Source organism: Streptomyces sp. BBFR102 (assembly GCF_051397025.1).
In the GTDB taxonomy this organism is placed as follows: domain Bacteria; phylum Actinomycetota; class Actinomycetes; order Streptomycetales; family Streptomycetaceae; genus Streptomyces.
The window spans coordinates 3328692-3345280 of sequence record NZ_CP195757.1; the positions used below are offsets into that span (position 1 = coordinate 3328692).

Consider the following 16589-nt stretch of genomic DNA (forward strand, 5'->3'; position numbering starts at 1 on the left):
GGCCTCAGCCCTCGCGGTCGGGCTCCACGACGGACACCTCGCCCCGGCGGGTCCCGTCGGTGAACCACCAGCGCCCGGCGCCGTTCAGGGCCAGCTCGGTGCGGCCGTCGGCGTTCCAGTCGGCGCCGGCGAAGAGCGAGGCGTCGACCGAGCAGACGGCCGAGCAGTCGTCGACCGGCCCGGCGGGCTGGGTGACGGTACGCCGGAAGGTACGCCAGGGCTCGGAGGCGAGCCCGTACGTGGAGCCGCCGTGCAGCACCTCGAACCGGGCGTCACCCTCCTCCTTCTTCCGGGTCAGCTGCACGGCCAGGTCGTCGCAGCCGTCGCCGTCGAGGTCGCCGGCTTCGAGCAGGGTGCCGAACCCCTCCCGAGGTCCGCCGCCCTCCACGGTCACCCACGCCCCCGGCTCCTTGCCGTAGGCGATCCGGACCTGACCGCGCAGGTCGGGCGTCTCCACCTCGTCGTACGGATCGACGAAGCTCCGGCCGACCGCGACGTCCCGCAGCCCGTCCCCGTCGAAGTCGCCGAAGGCGATGCTCTCGCCCTCCGGCAGCGGCTCGGGCTCCGCGCTCAGGCCGCTCGGGGTGTCCGCGCCGCCGGTGAGCAACTGCGGCGGGTCGTACGGGGAGTCGTACACGGCGAGGTCGGCGCCGCGGTCGCCGTCGGCGTCGCCGACGAGGAACCGGGGGGAGACGGCCTTGTCGACCGGGGTGGGCAGCCCCACCGTGGCGGCGGGGGCGCCGGAGCGTGCGAACGGGCCCTTGAAGACGACCAGTTCGGTCTTCTCGGGGGAGGGCCGGAACGCCACGAGGTCGGTGTGGCCGTCCCCGTCGAAGTCCCCGGCGACCGGGGCACTGTGGTAGGGCCCGTCCGGCAGGGGGACGTGGCCGCGCGGGCCGTCCGCCCGGGGGCCGTCCGGTCCGCCCCACACCACCCGGGCGGCCCCGCTGACGACGAGGTCGAGGTGGCCGTCCCCGTCGAGGTCCGCGACGGTGGGCCGCCAGGCGTCGTCGACGGCCTGGATGGCGTCGGGCACGCCCAGGTCGTCCCGGTCCAGCACGGTGGCCCGGTCGGCGACGGGGCCGCGCGCGGAGCCGGGGACGATGACCACGTCGAAGTCCTCCGGGTCCTGGGAGCCCTCGTGGACCAGCTCGCCGAAGCCGTCCCCGTCGAGGTCGGGGGCGTGCGTGGCGTCCGGGCCGGCCGGTCCGGACGCGCGGCAGGGGCTGCCGGGGACCGGTGCCACCTGGTCGGTGGGGAGGAGGACGAGGTAAGCCGGCACCGCCACCGCCGCCAGAACGGTCACCATGACCTGCCGTCCGCGTGGCCGCCGGCGGAACGCCCTGCCCGCTGTCGAGGAACCCATTCCCCCGACTCCACCCGCGCGGACCGGCCCCGGGCAAGGAGACGGAGGGTTCTGTTACCGGGGTGGTGCAGAACAGGGCCCCTGGTCAGGGCGCGCGTTCGGGGGGCGCGGGACGGCCTCGTCCGTGCCGTCGGCCCGGCGGTCGAAGGGGGCGTGGAAGGCGGTACGCCTCAGGCGTCGTCCGTCGAAGCGGCACCCTCGGTCGCCGCCTCCGCCCGGCCGTCCCCGGGCGCGGCCAGGTCCCGGCGCAGCACCGTGGACTCGCGGCCCCGGCGCAGGTCGGGGCGGTGGTCGATCGGGGTGTAGCCGAGGGCCCGCCAGAAGGCGAGGGCGCCGGTGTCGGCGTCGAGCACCGCGAGGCGCAGCCCGGTGCGGCCCGCCTCGCGGAAGCGGGCGGCCAGGTGGTCGGCGAGCGCGCGGCCGTGCCCCTCGCGGCGCCGCTCGCCGTGGACCAGGAGCAGCCCGATCCACGGGTCGGGGTCGTCCGGGTCGGCCGGGTGGCGGTCGAGGGTGACGGCGACCGCGACCAGCTCGCCCCTGACCCGGGCCAGGTGGACGACGCTGCCGGGCACCGACAACTCGTCGGCGAGGGCCGCCGCCACCTGGGGGACGCGGACGTCCCCGGCGTCCGGGAAGTCACCGGTCAGCTCGTGGAACGCCTGCGCGGAGGCGTAGACCTCGGTGATCTCGGTGAGCAGGGCGCCGGGCAGGGCCGCGTCGTCCGGGGTCACGATGTCGACGTACATGGCGGCCACGCGCGCTCACTCCCTCGTCCGCACCACCCCGGTCCGGCCGGAGCCGGGGCTTCGATTCTGCGGCGGCGAGCCGGGACGGGCACCCGGAGGCGGCCGTACGGAGCGTGGGCGGCCGTCCCGCAGCCGGGCCCGGAAACCGCGACCGCCCGGCTCTCCGGGGTGGGACGGAGGGCCGGGCGGGGCAGGGAGCGCCGGTCAGACGTTGACGCCGAAGTCCTGGGCGATGCCGACCAGGCCCGAGGCGTACCCCTGGCCGACGGCGCGGAACTTCCACTCCGCGCCGTTGCGGTACAGCTCGCCGAAGACCATGGCGGTCTCGGTGGCGGCGTCCTCGCTCAGGTCGTAGCGGGCGATCTCGGTGCCGCCGGCCTGGTTGACGATGCGGATGTAGGCGTTGCGCACCTGGCCGAAGTTCTGCGAGCGGGTCTCCGCGTCGTAGATCGAGACCGGGAAGACGATCTTGTCGATGTCGGCGGGGAGGCCGGCGAGGTTGACGTTGATCGCCTCGTCGTCGCCCTCGCCCGCGCCGGTGCGGTTGTCACCGGTGTGGACGATGGTCTGGTCCGGCGTCTGCTTGTTGTTGAAGAAGACGAAGTGGCCGTCGGAGTAGACCTTGCCCTCGGCGTTGACCGCGATGGCGGAGGCATCGAGGTCGAAGTCCGTACCGGTGGTGGTGCGGACGTCCCAGCCGAGGCCGACCGTGACGGCGGTCAGGCCGGGAGCCTCCTTGGTGAGCGAGACGTTGCCGCCCTTGGACAGGCTTACAGCCATGGGATGTCCCTTTCGTCGTGTGTCGCGGGCTTCGTACGCGTGACGAAGCTGCCGTCACCCTTTGCAACGCCGCAACCACCCCGCAGGGTTCCCTCTCTCTTCGCCTTCTTCGCCGAGACGCGCGGATCGCCCGCCGCGAGCGAAACCGAGGTGACGGCACCCCCGGGGACGCGCGACCATGGGTGGCATGTCCACCGACCGAAAGCCCGGCACCCCGAAGCCCGCCCGCGCGGGCGGGCGCGTCATCAGGGGCTCGGTCGTCCTGCCCGAATCCGAGCTGACCTGGCGTTTCTCGCGCTCCTCGGGCCCGGGCGGGCAGCACGTCAACACCAGCGACAGCCAGGTGGAGCTGCGCTTCGACCTGGCGGCCACCCAGGCGCTGCCCGAGGCGTGGAAGGAGCGGGCGCTCAAGCGGCTCGCGGGCCGGCTCACCGGCGGCGTCCTCGCCGTCCGCGCCAGCGACCACCGCTCGCAGTGGCGCAACCGCGAGACCGCGCTCGACCGGATGGTCTCCCTGCTCGGCGAGGCCACCGCGCCGCCGCCCAAGCAGCGCCGCGCCACCCGTGTCCCGCGCGGCATCAACGAGCGCAGGCTGCGCGAGAAGAAGCAGCGCTCCGAAGTGAAGCGGAACCGGGGGCGCGGCGGCGACTGGTGAGCCGCCCGCGTGCCCGCGATACACCCGCGCGACCCGGTCCCGGGCCACGCGGGGCGTTTATCGGCCGAGGTGGCGGTAGCGGCCCCGGTAGTAGACGAGGGGCCCGCCCTCGGCGGAGGGCAGGGCGGCCGACAGGACGCGGCCGATCAGCAGGGTGTGGTCCCCGGCCAGCACGCGCTGCTCGGTGCGGCACTCCACGGAACCGAGGCCGCCCTCGACCAGCGGGGCGCCGGTGTACTCGCCCCGGGTGTGGGGGAGTGAGGCGAAGAGCAGGCTGTCGCTGAGGCGCCCGCGCATGGCGAAGCGGCCCGCGATGTCGCGCTGGTCCTCGCCGAGGAGTGAGACCGCCCACAGCGGCTGGTCGGTCAGGACGTCGTCCATCCGCGAGCCGGTCCGCACGCTCACCATCACCAGCGGCGGGTCGAGCGAGACGGAGACGAAGGCGGTGGCGGTCATCCCGGCGTCCTCGCCGCGCGGGCCGTCCTGCGGATCGTGCGCGGTCACCAGCACCACGCCCGCCGCCAGCCGGGACATGGCGGCGCGGAACTCTTCGTCGCTCACCCCACCAGCATGCCCCGGCCCGGCGGACGGGGCGGCGGGAGCGGCGGGCGTGGGGGTGCCGGAAGTAGCGCTGGTCGTGAACACGTTCGTCACGTTAGTCCCCGGTCCTGGAGGGTCGCATCGGCCGCGGGAACCAGCGAGGACCTAGGTCCCGGGTCCGACCTCCGCCGGAGGTTCCGGCATCGTTCGCACGGGTTCGCCGCATTCCGGAATGATCCGCTCCGGGGGCGCGGGCCGGGCGGTGTTGGCCGAATCAGGCCGCTTGTGACCGCGAGGTGCCTGAGAGTGGCGGGAGGATGAGCGGAAGGATGCCTTCCGAGATCGGGGGGGATGCGCATTCCGCCCAGGTTCGGGCAGGGCCTGAGCAACTCCGGGTGAATATGCCGCAAGCCGTCGAAGTCACCCTCCGGTTATGTGACTTGGGACACATGGCGCACATTTAGTTGACCCTGTGTACCGGGTGAACAGCTCGCTGTGATTCAGTGGCCGGGAACGGATGACGTGACACTGAGGGACGCTGCCCATCCTGGAGTTGCTGTCGAGGTCTCAGGGAGAGAGCGCATGGGGACCGAGTCGGAGCCCTACGTCCGCCTTGCGACCCTGCGGCAGCTGCACCAGGTCGTCGCGGACCTGAACACCGCCCGCAGCCTCGCGGACACCCTCCAGACCGTCGCCGACGGCGTGGTCACCGGCCTCGGCTACGAAATCTCCGCGGTCAACCTCGTCCAGGCCGACGGCGACCTCGTCGTCGCCGCCGTCGCCGGCAACTCCTCCGCCGAAGCCCTCCTCACCGGCCAGGTCGGCCCCCGGCACGCCTGGGACCACCGCCTGTCCATCGCCGAACACTGGGGTGACCTGCGGTTCATCTCGCACACCGAGGCGTGGGCGCTCGACGAGGACGGCGTCCCCGGCTGGTACACCCCGGCCCCCGCCCCCCGCTTCGAGGACGAGTGGCACCCCGGCGACCGCCTCTTCGCCCCCCTCTACGCCACCGGCGGCGACGAACTCCTCGGCGTCATCTCCGTGGACCGCCCGCGCAACGGCCGCCTCCCCGGCCCCTGGGGTCAGGAAGCGTTCCAGATGTACGCCTTCCAGGCCGCGATAGCGATATCCAACGCCCGGCTCCGCTCCAACATGCAGCGCGCCCTGGTCCGCCTGGAACGCGAACAGCAGGCACTGCGTGCCAGCGAGGAAAGCTTCCGCCAGGCGTTCGAGTTCGCCCCCAGCGGCATGGCCATCGCCGAGATGGGCGGGGACCAGCACGGCCGCATCCTCCGCGCCAACGACGCCCTCTGCCGCCTGCTCGGCCGACGCGCGGGCACCCTGCGCCGCTATACCTTCTCCGACCTCGCCCACCCCGAGGACATCGGCACCCTGCTGCGCACCAGCGCCGAGGGCGGTCGCACCGAGGTCCGCCTCTCCACCAGCGAGGGCGCCTACCTCTGGGTGAGCCTGCGCAACTCCGTCGTCGCCGACGCCACCGACGGGCCCCGCCTCCTGCTCACCCACGTCGAGGACATCACCGAGCGCAAGCGCCACGAGATGCAGCTCGCCCACCGGGCCAGCCACGACGCCCTCACCGGCCTGCCCAACAGCGCCGAACTGCGCGCCCGCCTCTCCGCCCGCCTCTGCAGCCGCCCGCACGCCGACCGCCCCAGCGCCGTCGACACCCTCGACGCCGCCTACGGCGGGCCGGCCCCCGGTTCGTTCCCCGGCCCGGCAGCCGACGGCGAGTCCTACGACCCGGACGCGCACGACTTCGACCTCGGCCTCGGCCTCGGCGGCGCCCGCCACTGCGCCGGGCCCACCGGCGCGGGCTTCGGCGTCGCCCCGTACGAGCACCACGTGCACACCGTCGCCCCCGACGAGGACGGCGACCAGGACAGCGAGGGCGCCAAGGGACTGGCGGTGCTCTTCTGCGACCTCGACGGCTTCAAGTCGATCAACGACCGGTTCGGCCACCACACCGGCGACGCCGTCCTCATCGAAGTGGCCCGCCGCCTCACCAGCGGCGTCCGGGACGGCGACACCGTGGCCCGGCTCGGCGGCGACGAGTTCGTCGTCCTCGCGGACGGCCTCTGCGCCGCCGACGCCCAGGACCTCGCGGTGCGGCTGCGGAACGCGATCATCCCGCCCATCCGCGTGGACGGCCGCGCCGTGCGCGTCGGAGCCAGTTTCGGCATCGGGTGGGCGCACTGCGGCATGTCCGTGGAGGAAGTCCTGCAATCCGCCGACCAGCGGATGTACATCGAGAAACGTTCCCGCTCGAAGCAGCAGCGGCGGGCCGGGTAGGCGCCCGGCGGCCACCGGATCGCCGAGCCCGGCCCGGCCCCCGGCCAGGACCGGGGGCGGCTCCTCGTGGGAACCGGAGGGGCGGCGGCCGGTCGCGACGCGGGGAGCGGGGTCCAGGTCGACGCGCCGGTGGTGCTCGACGTCCGCAGCAGCATGGAGAGCCGGCTTCGGTCCGCCGCGGGTGAGGCGCGTGGAGGGGAGGCGGGCGCGGCCACGGCGGGGACGTCGGGTGCGTGGAGGGCTACGCCGGCTCCGGACGAGGATCGCGAGGCCGGGGCTGAGTGGGCCGTATGCCCGTAGCGCCCTCGAAGGTGAGTCCGGGCACAGCCGCGAAGGCCCCCCGGGAGCGGACGCACCCGTAGCTGTAGGCGAGTTGAAACCTGGGGGAGGTGCACATCACCCCTTTCCGTCAGATCGAACGGGTAGGCTCGCCGAGTCGATGACCCTGCGATTCCGGTACGTGTTTGAGGAGTGACCACGGGATGACACCCGGCCCTGGCAACAACGGCGCCTCTGGCGACAACGGCACGCCCGAGGGCGACGACCCCTTCGGCTACCTGTACGCCGACGGACAGGCCGCCGGTGCGACCCCGCCAGGCGGGGGCGGCGGCTACGGCTACCCCGGCCCCCGCTCCTCGTACAACCAGGTGCGCCCGGTCGGCGAGCGGCGCTACGGCGGACAGCAGACCCAGGGGCAGCAGGGGTACGGCTACCCGCCCCAGCAGCAGCCGTACGGGCAGGCGCCGCAGGGCGTCCCGCCGCAGCAGCAGCACGGCGCGCCGCCGCCGGTGGGGCCCGGCGGCGGGCACGGGCGCGGTTCCGGCTCGGGCGGGCCCAACACGCGGATGCTGCTGATCGGCGCCATCGCGGTGGTGGTCGCGGTGATCGTGGTGATCGTCGCCACGATGACCTCCGGCGACGACAAGAGCGACGAGGCCGGCCGGGACACCGCGCCGACCGCCGACGCCGGCGGCGGCGAGGGCGCCGGGGAACAGCCGAAGGAGCCGAAGGACGACGCGGAGCAGAAGCCCGTCGACCTGCCGAAGACCGACGCCAAGGCCCTCAAGCTGGAGGGCGGCACCGTCACCGCCTCCGACATCCAGGGCGCCGAGGCCGGGACGTACGTCGCCGGGTTCAACAACGTCGGCGCCAAGGTGACCTGGACGGTCAACGGCATCCCGGAGGACGCCGGCTACAGCCTGCGCGTCTCCTACGGAGTCCCCGGCAAGGCCGCCAACGCCACGATCTTCGTCAACGGCAAGGCCCAGGAGCGCCCGCTCAACATGGACAACTTCGCCCAGGTCGAAGAGGGCGAGTGGACCGACAAGTGGGTCAACACCTGGGCCGTGGTCAACCTCACCAAGGGCACCAACACCATCACCCTCTCCTGCGAGGAGGGCAACGAGTGCGACGCCAACTTCGACCAGATGTGGCTGAAGGAAGGCACGCAGGGCTGACGCCCGCCGCACGCACGCGCTGAGGTACGCGGCCGGGCCGCCCCTTCCGGGGCGGCCCGGCCCTTTCGCGTACGCGTCCTCCGTGCCGCTCAGACCCCGGAGAGCACCGTCAGGAAGTGGCGCGCCCGGCCCCGTACCGCCGCGCGCGCCGGCGAGAGGTAGGGGCGCGGGTCCGGGTGGTCGGTGAGGTGGGCGGCGAGGGCGGCGGTGAACGCCTGGTTGAGCGCCGTCCCGATGTTGATCTTCGACATGCCGGAGCGGACCGCGTGGGTCAGCTCCTCGTCGGGCACCCCGCTGGAGCCGTGCAGCACCAGGGGGACCGGCACGGCGGTGCGCAGGGCGGCGATGAGCGCGTGGTCGAGGGCGGCGGTCCGCTCCGTCATGGCGTGCGAGGAGCCGACGGCCACCGCCAGCGCGTCCACCCCGGTCTCCGTCACGTACGCGGTCGCCTCGGCGGGGTCGGTACGCACCCCGGGGGCGTGCGCGTCGAGCGGCGCCTCGCCGGGCTTGCCGCCGATCCGGCCGAGCTCCGCCTCCACCCACAGGCCGTGCGCGTGGCCGAACCGTACGGCCTCGGCGGTACGGCGCAGGTTCTCCGCGGCGGGCAGCCGCGAGGCGTCGTACATGACCGAGCCGAACCCCTCGGCGGGGGCGGCCTCGACCAGCTCCCAGGAGTCGGCGTGGTCGAGGTGGAGGGCGAGCGGCGCGGTGGAGCAGCGGGCGACGGCGCCGGTGGCGGCGGCGATCGGGCCGAGCCGGTGGCCGTGGTAGGCGACGGCGTTCTGGGATATCTGGAGGACGGCGGGCAGCCCCGCCTCCTCGGCGGCGGCGGCGACGGCCTCGGCGTGTTCGAGGGTGATGACGTTGAACGCGGCGACGGCCCGGCCGGTGGCCGCCGCTTCGGTGACGAGTTCCCCGGTCGGTACGAGTGGCACGGCTCTCCCCCTGCGGGTGTGGGCTGACGTCGGCCGGTCGGCCGCGTCCGGTCGGGCTCGGTGCTACGGGGCCGGGCGCATCCCCTGCCGGGTCAGGCGGCCCCGGGCAGCGCGGTGGTGGTGATGCGGGAGGCCAGGTCGCGGTAGGCGGCCTCGTCGTACTCCCCGGCGGCCGAGGCGTGCACGGTCGCGGCGGAGAGGGCGGTGGCCCGGACGAGGCGGTCCGGCCAGCCGGCGCCCTCGGCGAGGCCGGAGAGCAACCCGGCCACGGCGGAGTCGCCCGCGCCCGTCGGGTTGCCGCGGACCGGGGCGGGCGGTGCGGCGCGCCAGGCGCCCGCCGGGGTCTCGGCGAGCAGGCCCTCGGCGCCCAGCGAGGCGACCACCGCGCGGGCGCCCCGGCGGCGGGCGGCGCGGGCGGCGCGGCGGGGGTCGCGGGTGCCGGTGAGCTCGGCGAGTTCGGTGGCGTTCGGCTTGACCAGGTCGGGGCGGGCGGCGATGCCCCGGCGCAGGGGTTCGCCGCTGGTGTCCAGGAGGACGGGGGTACCCGCGGCGCGGGCCTCACGGATCAGGTGGGCGTAGGCGCCGACGGGGACACCGGGCGGGAGGCTGCCGCAGAGGGCGACGGCCTCGGCGCCGGGGAGCAGGGTGGTGTACGCCCGCTTCAGGGCCTCCCACTCGGCGGCGGTGACGGTGGGGCCGGGCTCGTTGAACTGGGTGGTGGTGCCCGCGGCGGCGTCGACCACCGCCACGGTGCGGCGGGTGGTGCCGCCGACGGGGACCAGGGCGTCCCTGAGGCGGGGCTCGTGGGACAGGGCCTCGCGCAGCCAGGTGCCGGTGGGGCCGCCCGCGAAGCCGGTGACCGCGGTCGCGTGGCCGAGCCGGGCCAGGACGCGGGCGACGTTGAGGCCCTTGCCGCCCGGGCGCTCCAGGGTCTTCGTGACGCGGTGGGTGGTGTGTTCGCGCAGGGCGGGGACGTGGTAGGTCAGGTCTACTGCGGTGTTCAGAGTGACGGTGAGGATCACGGTTCCAGCCCTGTGCTGCCTGGCCCGCCTCGGGGGCGGGGGGTCTGCCTGCGGTTTCGTGGCCTGATCATGCCAAACCTAAGGGATGCGGCGGGGCCGCGGAAAGGGGCTGGGGGTGTGGGGAGTTGGGCTTCCCGGCTGGCCCTGGCCGGGCCCGGGGGCGGGCCTGGGGGGTCTTCTGCTGGGCTCCGTCTCGACGGTGCCGTCACCGATGGCCTCAAGCGCCGGCCGGGCTGTTCTGGCTGGGCTTTGTCTCGACGGTGCCGGCTACTGATGGCCTCAAGCCGGTCCGGCGGGCTTCTGCCGTCTTGCGCGCCGGGTGGGCTCAGAAGACGGCTGTGTCGGGGCGTGAGGTGGGGGCTGGTCCGGTACGCACTGCCCGCGCTCAAGGAGAGCAAGGGCCGCATCGTCCTGACCGGCAGTGTCGCCGGGGTCGACGTCAACACCGTCGTCGTGCGGCCCGGCGGGCAGTCCGTCTGACGGTCGGAGGGCCGGGGCCGGCTCAGGCCGCCGAAGGGCCGGCCGCCGCCGGAACCTGCGGCCTGACGACCCATTCGCCCTGCCGCAGGACGCCCTTGACCTCGAAATCCTCGTCCAGGACGACGAGGTCGGCGTCCTTGCCGGGCTCCAGCGAGCCGATCCGGTCCGCCAGGCCCAGCAGCCGCGCCGGGTTGGCGGAGAGGGCCCGCACGATCTGGTCGACCGGGAGCCTGTCGACCAGGGCGGCCCGGCGGAAGGCGCGGTCCAGCGTGAGGGTGGAGCCGGCGATCGATCCGCCCTCCACCAGCCGCGCCACCCCGTCGACCACGTCGACCTCCAGCGGGCCCAGCAGGTAGCGGCCGTCGCCGAATCCGGCCGCGTCCATCGCGTCGGTGATGAACGCGACCCGGTCCGCGCCCGCGCGGTGGAACGCCAGCTCCAGCGCGGCCGGGTGCAGGTGCGTCCCGTCGTTGATCAGCTCGACCGTGACCCGCTCGTCCTCCAGCAGCGCCGCGATCGGTCCGGGGGCGCGGTGGCCCAGCGGCGGCATCGCGTTGAAGAGGTGGGTGGCGACGGTCGCGCCGGCGTCGATCGCCTCCACCGTCTGCTCGTACGTGGCGTCGGTGTGGCCGACCGCCGCGATGACGCCCCGCTCGGCGAGCAGGCGTACGGAGTCCAGACCGCCGGGGAGTTCGGTGGCGAGCGTGACCATGCGGGCCGCGCCCCGGGCGGCGTCGAGCAGGGCCGACACGTCGGCGGGGCGCGGGTCGCGCAGCAGGGCCTCGCTGTGGGCGCCCTTGCGGCACGGGGAGATGAACGGGCCCTCGAAGTGGATGCCGGCCAGGTCGCCCTGCTCGGTCAGCTCCGAGAGCAGCCCGGCGCGGGCGGCGAGGAACTCCATCTCGCCGGTGACCGTGGAGGCGACCAGGGTCGTCGTGCCGTGCGCGCGGTGCGTGGCGATGCCGGTCAGTACGTCCTGGACGGTGCCGGAGGTGAAGGAGGCGCCGCCGCCGCCGTGGTTGTGCAGGTCCACGAAACCGGGCACGACCCAGTGGCCCGACAGGTCCCAGTGCTCTGCCCCGGGCTCCTGGCCTGCCGAGGGAGCGCTCCCGCCGATGCGCGCGCCGTCGATCACGACCTCGCCGTCGTCGACCGTGCCGGAGGGCAGCACCACCCGGGCGCCGGTCAGTACCTTGCGTGCGGGAGCGGCCATCAGGCGGATACCTCCGTGGCGAGTAGATCCCAGGCGAGGAGTCCCGCGCCCAGGCATCCGGCGGTGTCCCCGAGGGCCGCCGGGACGATCGTGGGGAGCTTCTGGAAGGTGACGCGCTCCTCCACCGCCGCCCGCAGCGGTGCGAACAGCGTCTCCCCCGCCTCGGCGAGGCCGCCACCGATGATCAGGGTGCGCGGGTCCAGCAGGGTGACGGCCATGACCAGCCCGTCGGCGAGCGCGTCCACCGCCTCCTGCCAGACGGCTACCGCCCTCGGATCACCGGCCTCGACCGCGCTCGCGCAGTCGGCGGCGTCGGCCTTCGGGTCGCCGCTCGCCGCGGCCCAGGCCAGGGAGACGGCGGAGGCGGAGGCGAGCCGCTCCAGGCAGCCGCGCTGGCCGCAGCCGCACGGGATGCCGCCGGGCCGGATCACGACGTGGCCGATCTCCCCGGCGGAGCCGTGCGCGCCCGGTTCGATGACGCCGTTGATGCCGATGGCACCGGCGATGCCCGTGCCGAGCGGCATGAACAGGAAGCGGTCCGCCCCCCGCCCGGCCCCGACGCGGCCCTCGGCGAGGCCGCCGGTGCGCACGTCGTGGCCGAGGGCGACCGGGATGCCGCCGAGGCGGGCGGTGAGCATGTCCCGCAACGGGACGCCGGACCAGCCGAGGTTGGCCGCGTAGACCGCGACGCCCTTCTCGGTGTCCACGATGCCGGGCACGGCGACGCCCGCCGCCGCGGGCTCCTCGCCGAACTCGGCCAGGCCGTGGGCGCGCAGGGCGGCGGCGAAGTCGAGGATCGAGGCCACGACGGCGTCCGGGCCCCGGTCGCGGCCCGTGTCCCGGCGTGCCTCGTGCAGCAGCTCGGCGTCCGGGCCGATCAGAGCGGCCTTCATTCCCGTGCCGCCCACATCGAGCGCGATCACATGTCTCACCCGGACAGTCTGACCGGTGGGGACGGAGAGGTCTAGTCCAGTGAGGAAATCGCCTGCGGCGCGCTGACGAGGCGGGGGTGCCTCCGGCGGGCTGCCGTTCGGCTGGGGTTCGGCTTGACGGTGGTGGTCACTGATCGGCCTCAAGCGCCGGCCGGGCTGCCGTTCGGCTGGGGGCGGCTTGGCTGTGGCGGGTTCCGATGGGCTTGCGGTTCAGGTGGGTTCTTCGGGTGCCTGGCGCTGATCTCGTGGCCGGGGTCGCGGCGGGCCATGTTGTCGTTGCCCCTTCGGTACATGAAAAGATGAAAGGAGCAGGAACGTTCCGTTCCATGACGTGAGTTGCGAGGACGCGAGGCATGGTTCATCGAGCCCCGGTGAGAGTTCCCGTGGAGATCCATGCCTCGGACCCGCTGTCCATGGACGGGGCGGTCAGCCAGCTCCGTCGGCACGCCGAGGTCGAGTTGCTGGATGAGGGCACCGGTCGGCCCGGCACGGTCGCCGTCCTACTCGCCGACACTCTGGACGAACCGACGCTCGCGCGGCTGAGGCTGCTGGCACGCGCCGACGGGCCCAACGCCGTCCTCGTCACGAGCGTGATCCGCGAGGCCGAACTGCTCCAGGTGATCGAGTACGGCGTCGGCGCGATCGTCTGGCGGCGCGAGGCCACCGGGCACCGGCTGCTCCGGGCGGTTCTGGCGGCCTCCCGGGGCGAAGGGGACCTGCCCTCGGACCTGTTGGGCCGACTCATCACCCAGGTCGGCAGGCTGCAGCGCGGCACGACCGGCGTGTCGGCCGGAACGGCGTCCGGGCTGGCGCCGCGCGAGGTCGACGTGCTCCGGCTGGTGGCCGAGGGAATGGACACCGCGGAGATCGCCGGCCGGCTCTCGTACTCCGAACGCACCGTCAAGAACGTCATGCACGGACTGACGACCCGTCTGCAACTCCGCAACCGCGCCCATGCCGTGGCCTACGCCTTACGGGAGGGCTATATCTGACGAGCCGACCGCCGGGGCAAGGGCCCCGAGGGCAGGAGGGGCCCGCGCGGGGGTAGAAGCTCTGCCCCCGGCCGCCCCCGGGTGCCTCGCGGGGCCAGGGCCCCGGCGGCGACGATGGAGTGGGATGCTCCGCGCCGCGGCGCCCGTGCCCCGCCGGGCCCTCGTGGTCCGGCCGGCTGAGGTGTCCGCCGACAGCAGTGACCGACCGACAGCAGTGACCGACCGACACATGACAGGTCGTTCCGCGACGGCCGTTCGGCGACGGGCGGTGCCGTCGGCGAGCGGAACGTGAAAGGGCAGGCCGACCGTGATCCATGAGGTGGATGACCTCCTGAAGGGGCTGCTCACCGGCGGCGCCTTCGCCGGTTCCGACGTCGAGGTCACCTTCGACGCCCCGACCCGCGACTGGGCGGCCCGGCGCAACACCCCGACCATCGACGCGTACCTCTACGACATCCGCGAGGACACCACGCGGCGCCAGCGCGGCAAGGTGTCCCTCCGCGACGAGCAGGGGATCGTCCTCAAGCAGCACCAGCCGCCCCGCTGGTTCCGGCTCTCCTACCTCGTGACGGCCTGGACCAAGCGCCCCGAGGACGAGCACCGGCTGCTCTCCGCCGTCCTGCACACCCTGCTGCCCAAGGAGATCCTTCCGCCGGAGGAGCTGGGCGGCACACTCGCCGAACTGGGCCTCTCCGTCCCGCTGACCGTCGCGGGGGTGCACACCGAGGCGCGCTCCCTCGCGGACATCTGGTCGGCGCTCGGCGGCGAACTGAAGCCCTCGCTCGACGTGGTGATCACCGCACCCTTCCTGGCGTACCCGGAGTACCGGGTCGGCCCGGCCGTCACCGAGGGGCTCGGCGTCGAGGTGCGCGGGACGGAGGGGCGGCCGGACGACGGCACGGCGCGTTTCCACAGCGCGGTCAGCGTCGACGCCGCCAAGGAGGAGTTCGCGCGCAAGCACGGCTCCGCCGGCGCGTCCCGGGAGCGGCAGAAGTGAGCGACCTCTCCCTGCCGCTGCTCGAACGGCTCGCGGGGCTGCGCGAGCGCGTGGCCTTCCTCGTCGAGCAGCGCAGCGCCACCGATCCGTCGGCCACGGACCCGATGCGCGGGATGTTCCTGACGGACGAGGCGGTGCGGCACGTCCTGTTCCGCGGCGCGGGGAGCGCCGGGCACGCGCCGCCTGTCCACGACCCGGAGGAGCTCCCCGGCACCCCCGGTGTCCCGGCCCCGCCGGGGGACCCCGGGGCGGCGGCCTCCGAGGACGGGCCACAGGAGCCGGGCGAGCCGCCCGAGGGCGACCGCCTCCACGGGCTGCGCCTCAGCCCGCTCGACGCCCAGATCCTGCTGATCGCGTTGGCGCCCGACCTGGACCGCACGTTCGAGCAGCTCTACGGCTACCTCAACGACGACGTCACACGCCGCCGGGCGACCGTGGCACTCGCGCTCGACCTGTGCGGGGTGCCCACGCACTCCACTGCGGGGCGGGCCAGGTTCCATCCCGCCGCCCGGCTCCTGGCCCACGGGCTGATCGAGGTCGACGAGCCCGAACGCCCCTTCCTCAGCCGCTCCCTGCGCGTCCCCGACCGGGTGGTGGCCCATCTGCTGGGCGACGACACCCCGGACCCGGCGCTGGACGGCACCGTGCGGCCACTCCCGTGCCCGCCCGGGGAGGGCGCGGCGGACACCGGCGCGGCGTACGGCGCCGATCCGCTGGTGCGCCGGCTCGCCGAGTACCTAGCGGAGCGCCCGCTCACCGTCTACCTGCGGGAGCACCGCGACGGCGACGGACTCGCCTTCGCCGCCGTCGCCCTCGGCACGGCCGGCATCCCGGCCCTGCACCTCTCCCCGGGAGAGCGCCCGGCCGGGCAGCGGTCCCAGGAACACGCGCCGGTGGAACGGCCGCAGGGCGAGCGCCTCCCGTACCGGGAACTGCTCCGCGAGGCCCGGCTGACCGGCCGGGCCGTCGTGGTGAGTCCGCTCCCCGAGCGGCCCGACGAGCTGATCCGGGGCCTCGCGGCCGACGACGTCCCGGTGCTGCTCGTGGACCCGCGCCCGTACGACCCGCAGTGGTGTGAGCGGGGGCGTGACCCGATCGTGCTGGACGCCCCCCGGCAGCGGGCCGGGGACCTCGGCGTCTGGCGTGCGGCGCTCGGTCCCGTGGAGCCGGAGTTCGACCTGGCGCCGGTCGTCGCCGCCTACCGGTTGGGGCCCGGCGGGATCGAGCGCGCCGCCCGCTCCGCACGGGAGCGCGCCGCGTTCGACGGTGCGGAGCTGTCCGCCGGGCACCTGCGGCTCGCGGCCCGCCAGCAGTCCGCCTCCGGCCTGGAGCGGCACGCCCGCCGCATCCGGCCGGACGTCGGTTGGACGGACCTCGTCCTGCCCCCGGGCCCCCTGGCGCACCTGCACGAGCTGGTCCTGCGCGCCCAGCACCGCGACCGGGTGCTCGGCGACTGGAGGCTGAGCGCGGGAGGCGGGCGCGGCCGGGGCGTGGTCGGGCTCTTCGCGGGTGACTCCGGCACCGGCAAGACGCTCTCCGCCGAGGTGGTCGCGGGCGAACTCGGCCTCGACCTCTACGTCGTGCAGCTGCCGTCCATCGTGGACAAGTACGTGGGGGAGACCGAGAAGAACCTGGAGCGGATCTTCACCGAGGCCGACCGCACGGACGCGGTGCTGCTCTTCGACGAGGCCGACGCCGTCTTCGGCAAGCGGTCCGAGGTCAGCAGCTCCAACGACCGCCACGCCAACATGGAGAGCGCCTACCTCCTCCAGCGCCTGGAGTCGTTCGACGGGATCGCCCTGCTGACCACCAACCTGCGCTCCAACATCGACGACGCCTTCACGCGCCGGCTGGACCTGGTGGTCGACTTCCCCTTCCCCGACGCGAAGCAGCGCCTCGCGCTCTGGCGGCACAGCCTCGCCCACGTCCCGTGCGCCGACGACGTCGACCCGACGTCCTGCGCGGCCGAGTTCGAGCTGGCGGGCGGGTCCATCCGCAGCGCGGTCGTCACGGCCGCCTACGCGGCGGCGGGCCGCGGCGACACCGTGTCGACGGCCGACCTCCTGGCGGGCGCCCGGCGCGAGTACCGCAAGGCGGGCCGACTCGTCCTGGACGACGCGACCTGGTAGGCCGCCGACGCGCCGCGGGCCCGCCCCCCACC

General features: G+C 74.5%; 15 protein-coding genes. 7 read left to right on the forward strand and 8 right to left on the reverse strand.

What is annotated here, in order from left to right; translation table 11 throughout:
• Positions 1 to 4 precede the first annotated feature (4 nt).
• From ACSLIC_RS14905 to ACSLIC_RS14915, 3 genes are all read right to left on the reverse strand, one after another.
• A complete protein-coding gene (locus ACSLIC_RS14905; protein WP_436738176.1) occupies positions 5 to 1366 on the reverse strand; it encodes an FG-GAP repeat domain-containing protein in 1362 nt (453 codons plus the stop codon).
• Between the two features lie 170 nt (positions 1367 to 1536).
• Positions 1537 to 2121 (reverse strand): GNAT family N-acetyltransferase, encoded by a 585-nt coding sequence (locus ACSLIC_RS14910; RefSeq protein WP_436738177.1) that lies wholly within the window; start codon positions 2119 to 2121, stop codon positions 1537 to 1539.
• Positions 2122 to 2316: 195 nt separating this feature from the next.
• Positions 2317 to 2892, reverse strand: coding sequence for a TerD family protein (locus tag ACSLIC_RS14915; protein WP_436738178.1), 576 nt, complete (start codon positions 2890 to 2892; stop codon positions 2317 to 2319).
• Between the two features lie 187 nt (positions 2893 to 3079).
• Between ACSLIC_RS14915 and arfB the strand changes: the two genes are divergently transcribed.
• Entirely contained in the window at positions 3080 to 3547 is a 468-nt protein-coding gene (gene arfB, locus ACSLIC_RS14920) for an alternative ribosome rescue aminoacyl-tRNA hydrolase ArfB (RefSeq protein WP_436738179.1), read from the forward strand.
• A gap of 57 nt (positions 3548 to 3604) precedes the next feature.
• On the opposite strand, the gene ACSLIC_RS14925 is transcribed toward arfB, so the two are convergent.
• On the reverse strand, positions 3605 to 4192 hold the full coding sequence (locus tag ACSLIC_RS14925) for a flavin reductase family protein (RefSeq protein ID WP_436738180.1): 588 nt from the start codon (positions 4190 to 4192) through the stop codon (positions 3605 to 3607).
• Between the two features lie 477 nt (positions 4193 to 4669).
• Between ACSLIC_RS14925 and cdgB the strand changes: the two genes are divergently transcribed.
• Positions 4670 to 6400 (forward strand): diguanylate cyclase CdgB, encoded by a 1731-nt coding sequence (cdgB, locus tag ACSLIC_RS14930; protein WP_436738181.1) that lies wholly within the window; start codon positions 4670 to 4672, stop codon positions 6398 to 6400.
• A gap of 482 nt (positions 6401 to 6882) precedes the next feature.
• Positions 6883 to 7857 carry a carbohydrate-binding protein gene (locus ACSLIC_RS14935; protein WP_436738182.1) on the forward strand — a complete coding sequence of 325 codons (975 nt, stop codon included), beginning with the start codon at positions 6883 to 6885 and terminating at the stop codon, positions 7855 to 7857.
• 89 nt (positions 7858 to 7946) lie between these two features.
• On the opposite strand, the gene ACSLIC_RS14940 is transcribed toward ACSLIC_RS14935, so the two are convergent.
• Together ACSLIC_RS14940 and ACSLIC_RS14945 are read right to left on the reverse strand one after the other, a co-directional pair.
• On the reverse strand, positions 7947 to 8792 hold the full coding sequence (locus ACSLIC_RS14940) for a class II fructose-bisphosphate aldolase (protein WP_436738183.1): 846 nt from the start codon (positions 8790 to 8792) through the stop codon (positions 7947 to 7949).
• A gap of 92 nt (positions 8793 to 8884) precedes the next feature.
• Positions 8885 to 9814 (reverse strand): 1-phosphofructokinase family hexose kinase, encoded by a 930-nt coding sequence (locus tag ACSLIC_RS14945; RefSeq protein WP_436738184.1) that lies wholly within the window; start codon positions 9812 to 9814, stop codon positions 8885 to 8887.
• A 348-nt stretch (positions 9815 to 10162) separates the two neighbouring features.
• On the opposite strand from ACSLIC_RS14945, the gene ACSLIC_RS14950 reads away from it, so the two are divergent.
• Positions 10163 to 10294 (forward strand): hypothetical protein, encoded by a 132-nt coding sequence (locus tag ACSLIC_RS14950; protein ID WP_436738185.1) that lies wholly within the window; start codon positions 10163 to 10165, stop codon positions 10292 to 10294.
• Positions 10295 to 10316: 22 nt separating this feature from the next.
• Here ACSLIC_RS14950 and nagA read toward each other — a convergent pair whose 3' ends face one another.
• On the reverse strand, positions 10317 to 11507 hold the full coding sequence (gene nagA / locus ACSLIC_RS14955; protein WP_436738186.1) for an N-acetylglucosamine-6-phosphate deacetylase: 1191 nt from the start codon (positions 11505 to 11507) through the stop codon (positions 10317 to 10319).
• Positions 11507 to 12439: an ROK family protein gene (locus ACSLIC_RS14960; RefSeq protein WP_436738187.1), complete on the reverse strand. Its 933-nt coding sequence runs from the start codon at positions 12437 to 12439 to the stop codon at positions 11507 to 11509. Before ACSLIC_RS14960 ends, nagA begins: the two co-directional genes overlap by 1 nt.
• 353 nt (positions 12440 to 12792) lie before the next feature.
• Between ACSLIC_RS14960 and ACSLIC_RS14965 the strand changes: the two genes are divergently transcribed.
• From ACSLIC_RS14965 to ACSLIC_RS14975, 3 genes are all read left to right on the forward strand, one after another.
• Complete coding sequence (locus tag ACSLIC_RS14965) at positions 12793 to 13431, forward strand: helix-turn-helix transcriptional regulator (protein WP_436738188.1); 639 nt, start codon at positions 12793 to 12795, stop codon at positions 13429 to 13431.
• A gap of 307 nt (positions 13432 to 13738) precedes the next feature.
• Positions 13739 to 14428, forward strand: a complete 690-nt coding sequence (locus ACSLIC_RS14970; RefSeq protein ID WP_436738189.1) for a DUF4255 domain-containing protein — start codon at positions 13739 to 13741, stop codon at positions 14426 to 14428.
• Positions 14425 to 16557, forward strand: coding sequence for an ATP-binding protein (locus tag ACSLIC_RS14975; RefSeq protein WP_436738190.1), 2133 nt, complete (start codon positions 14425 to 14427; stop codon positions 16555 to 16557). Before ACSLIC_RS14970 ends, ACSLIC_RS14975 begins: the two co-directional genes overlap by 4 nt.
• Positions 16558 to 16589 lie beyond the last annotated feature (32 nt).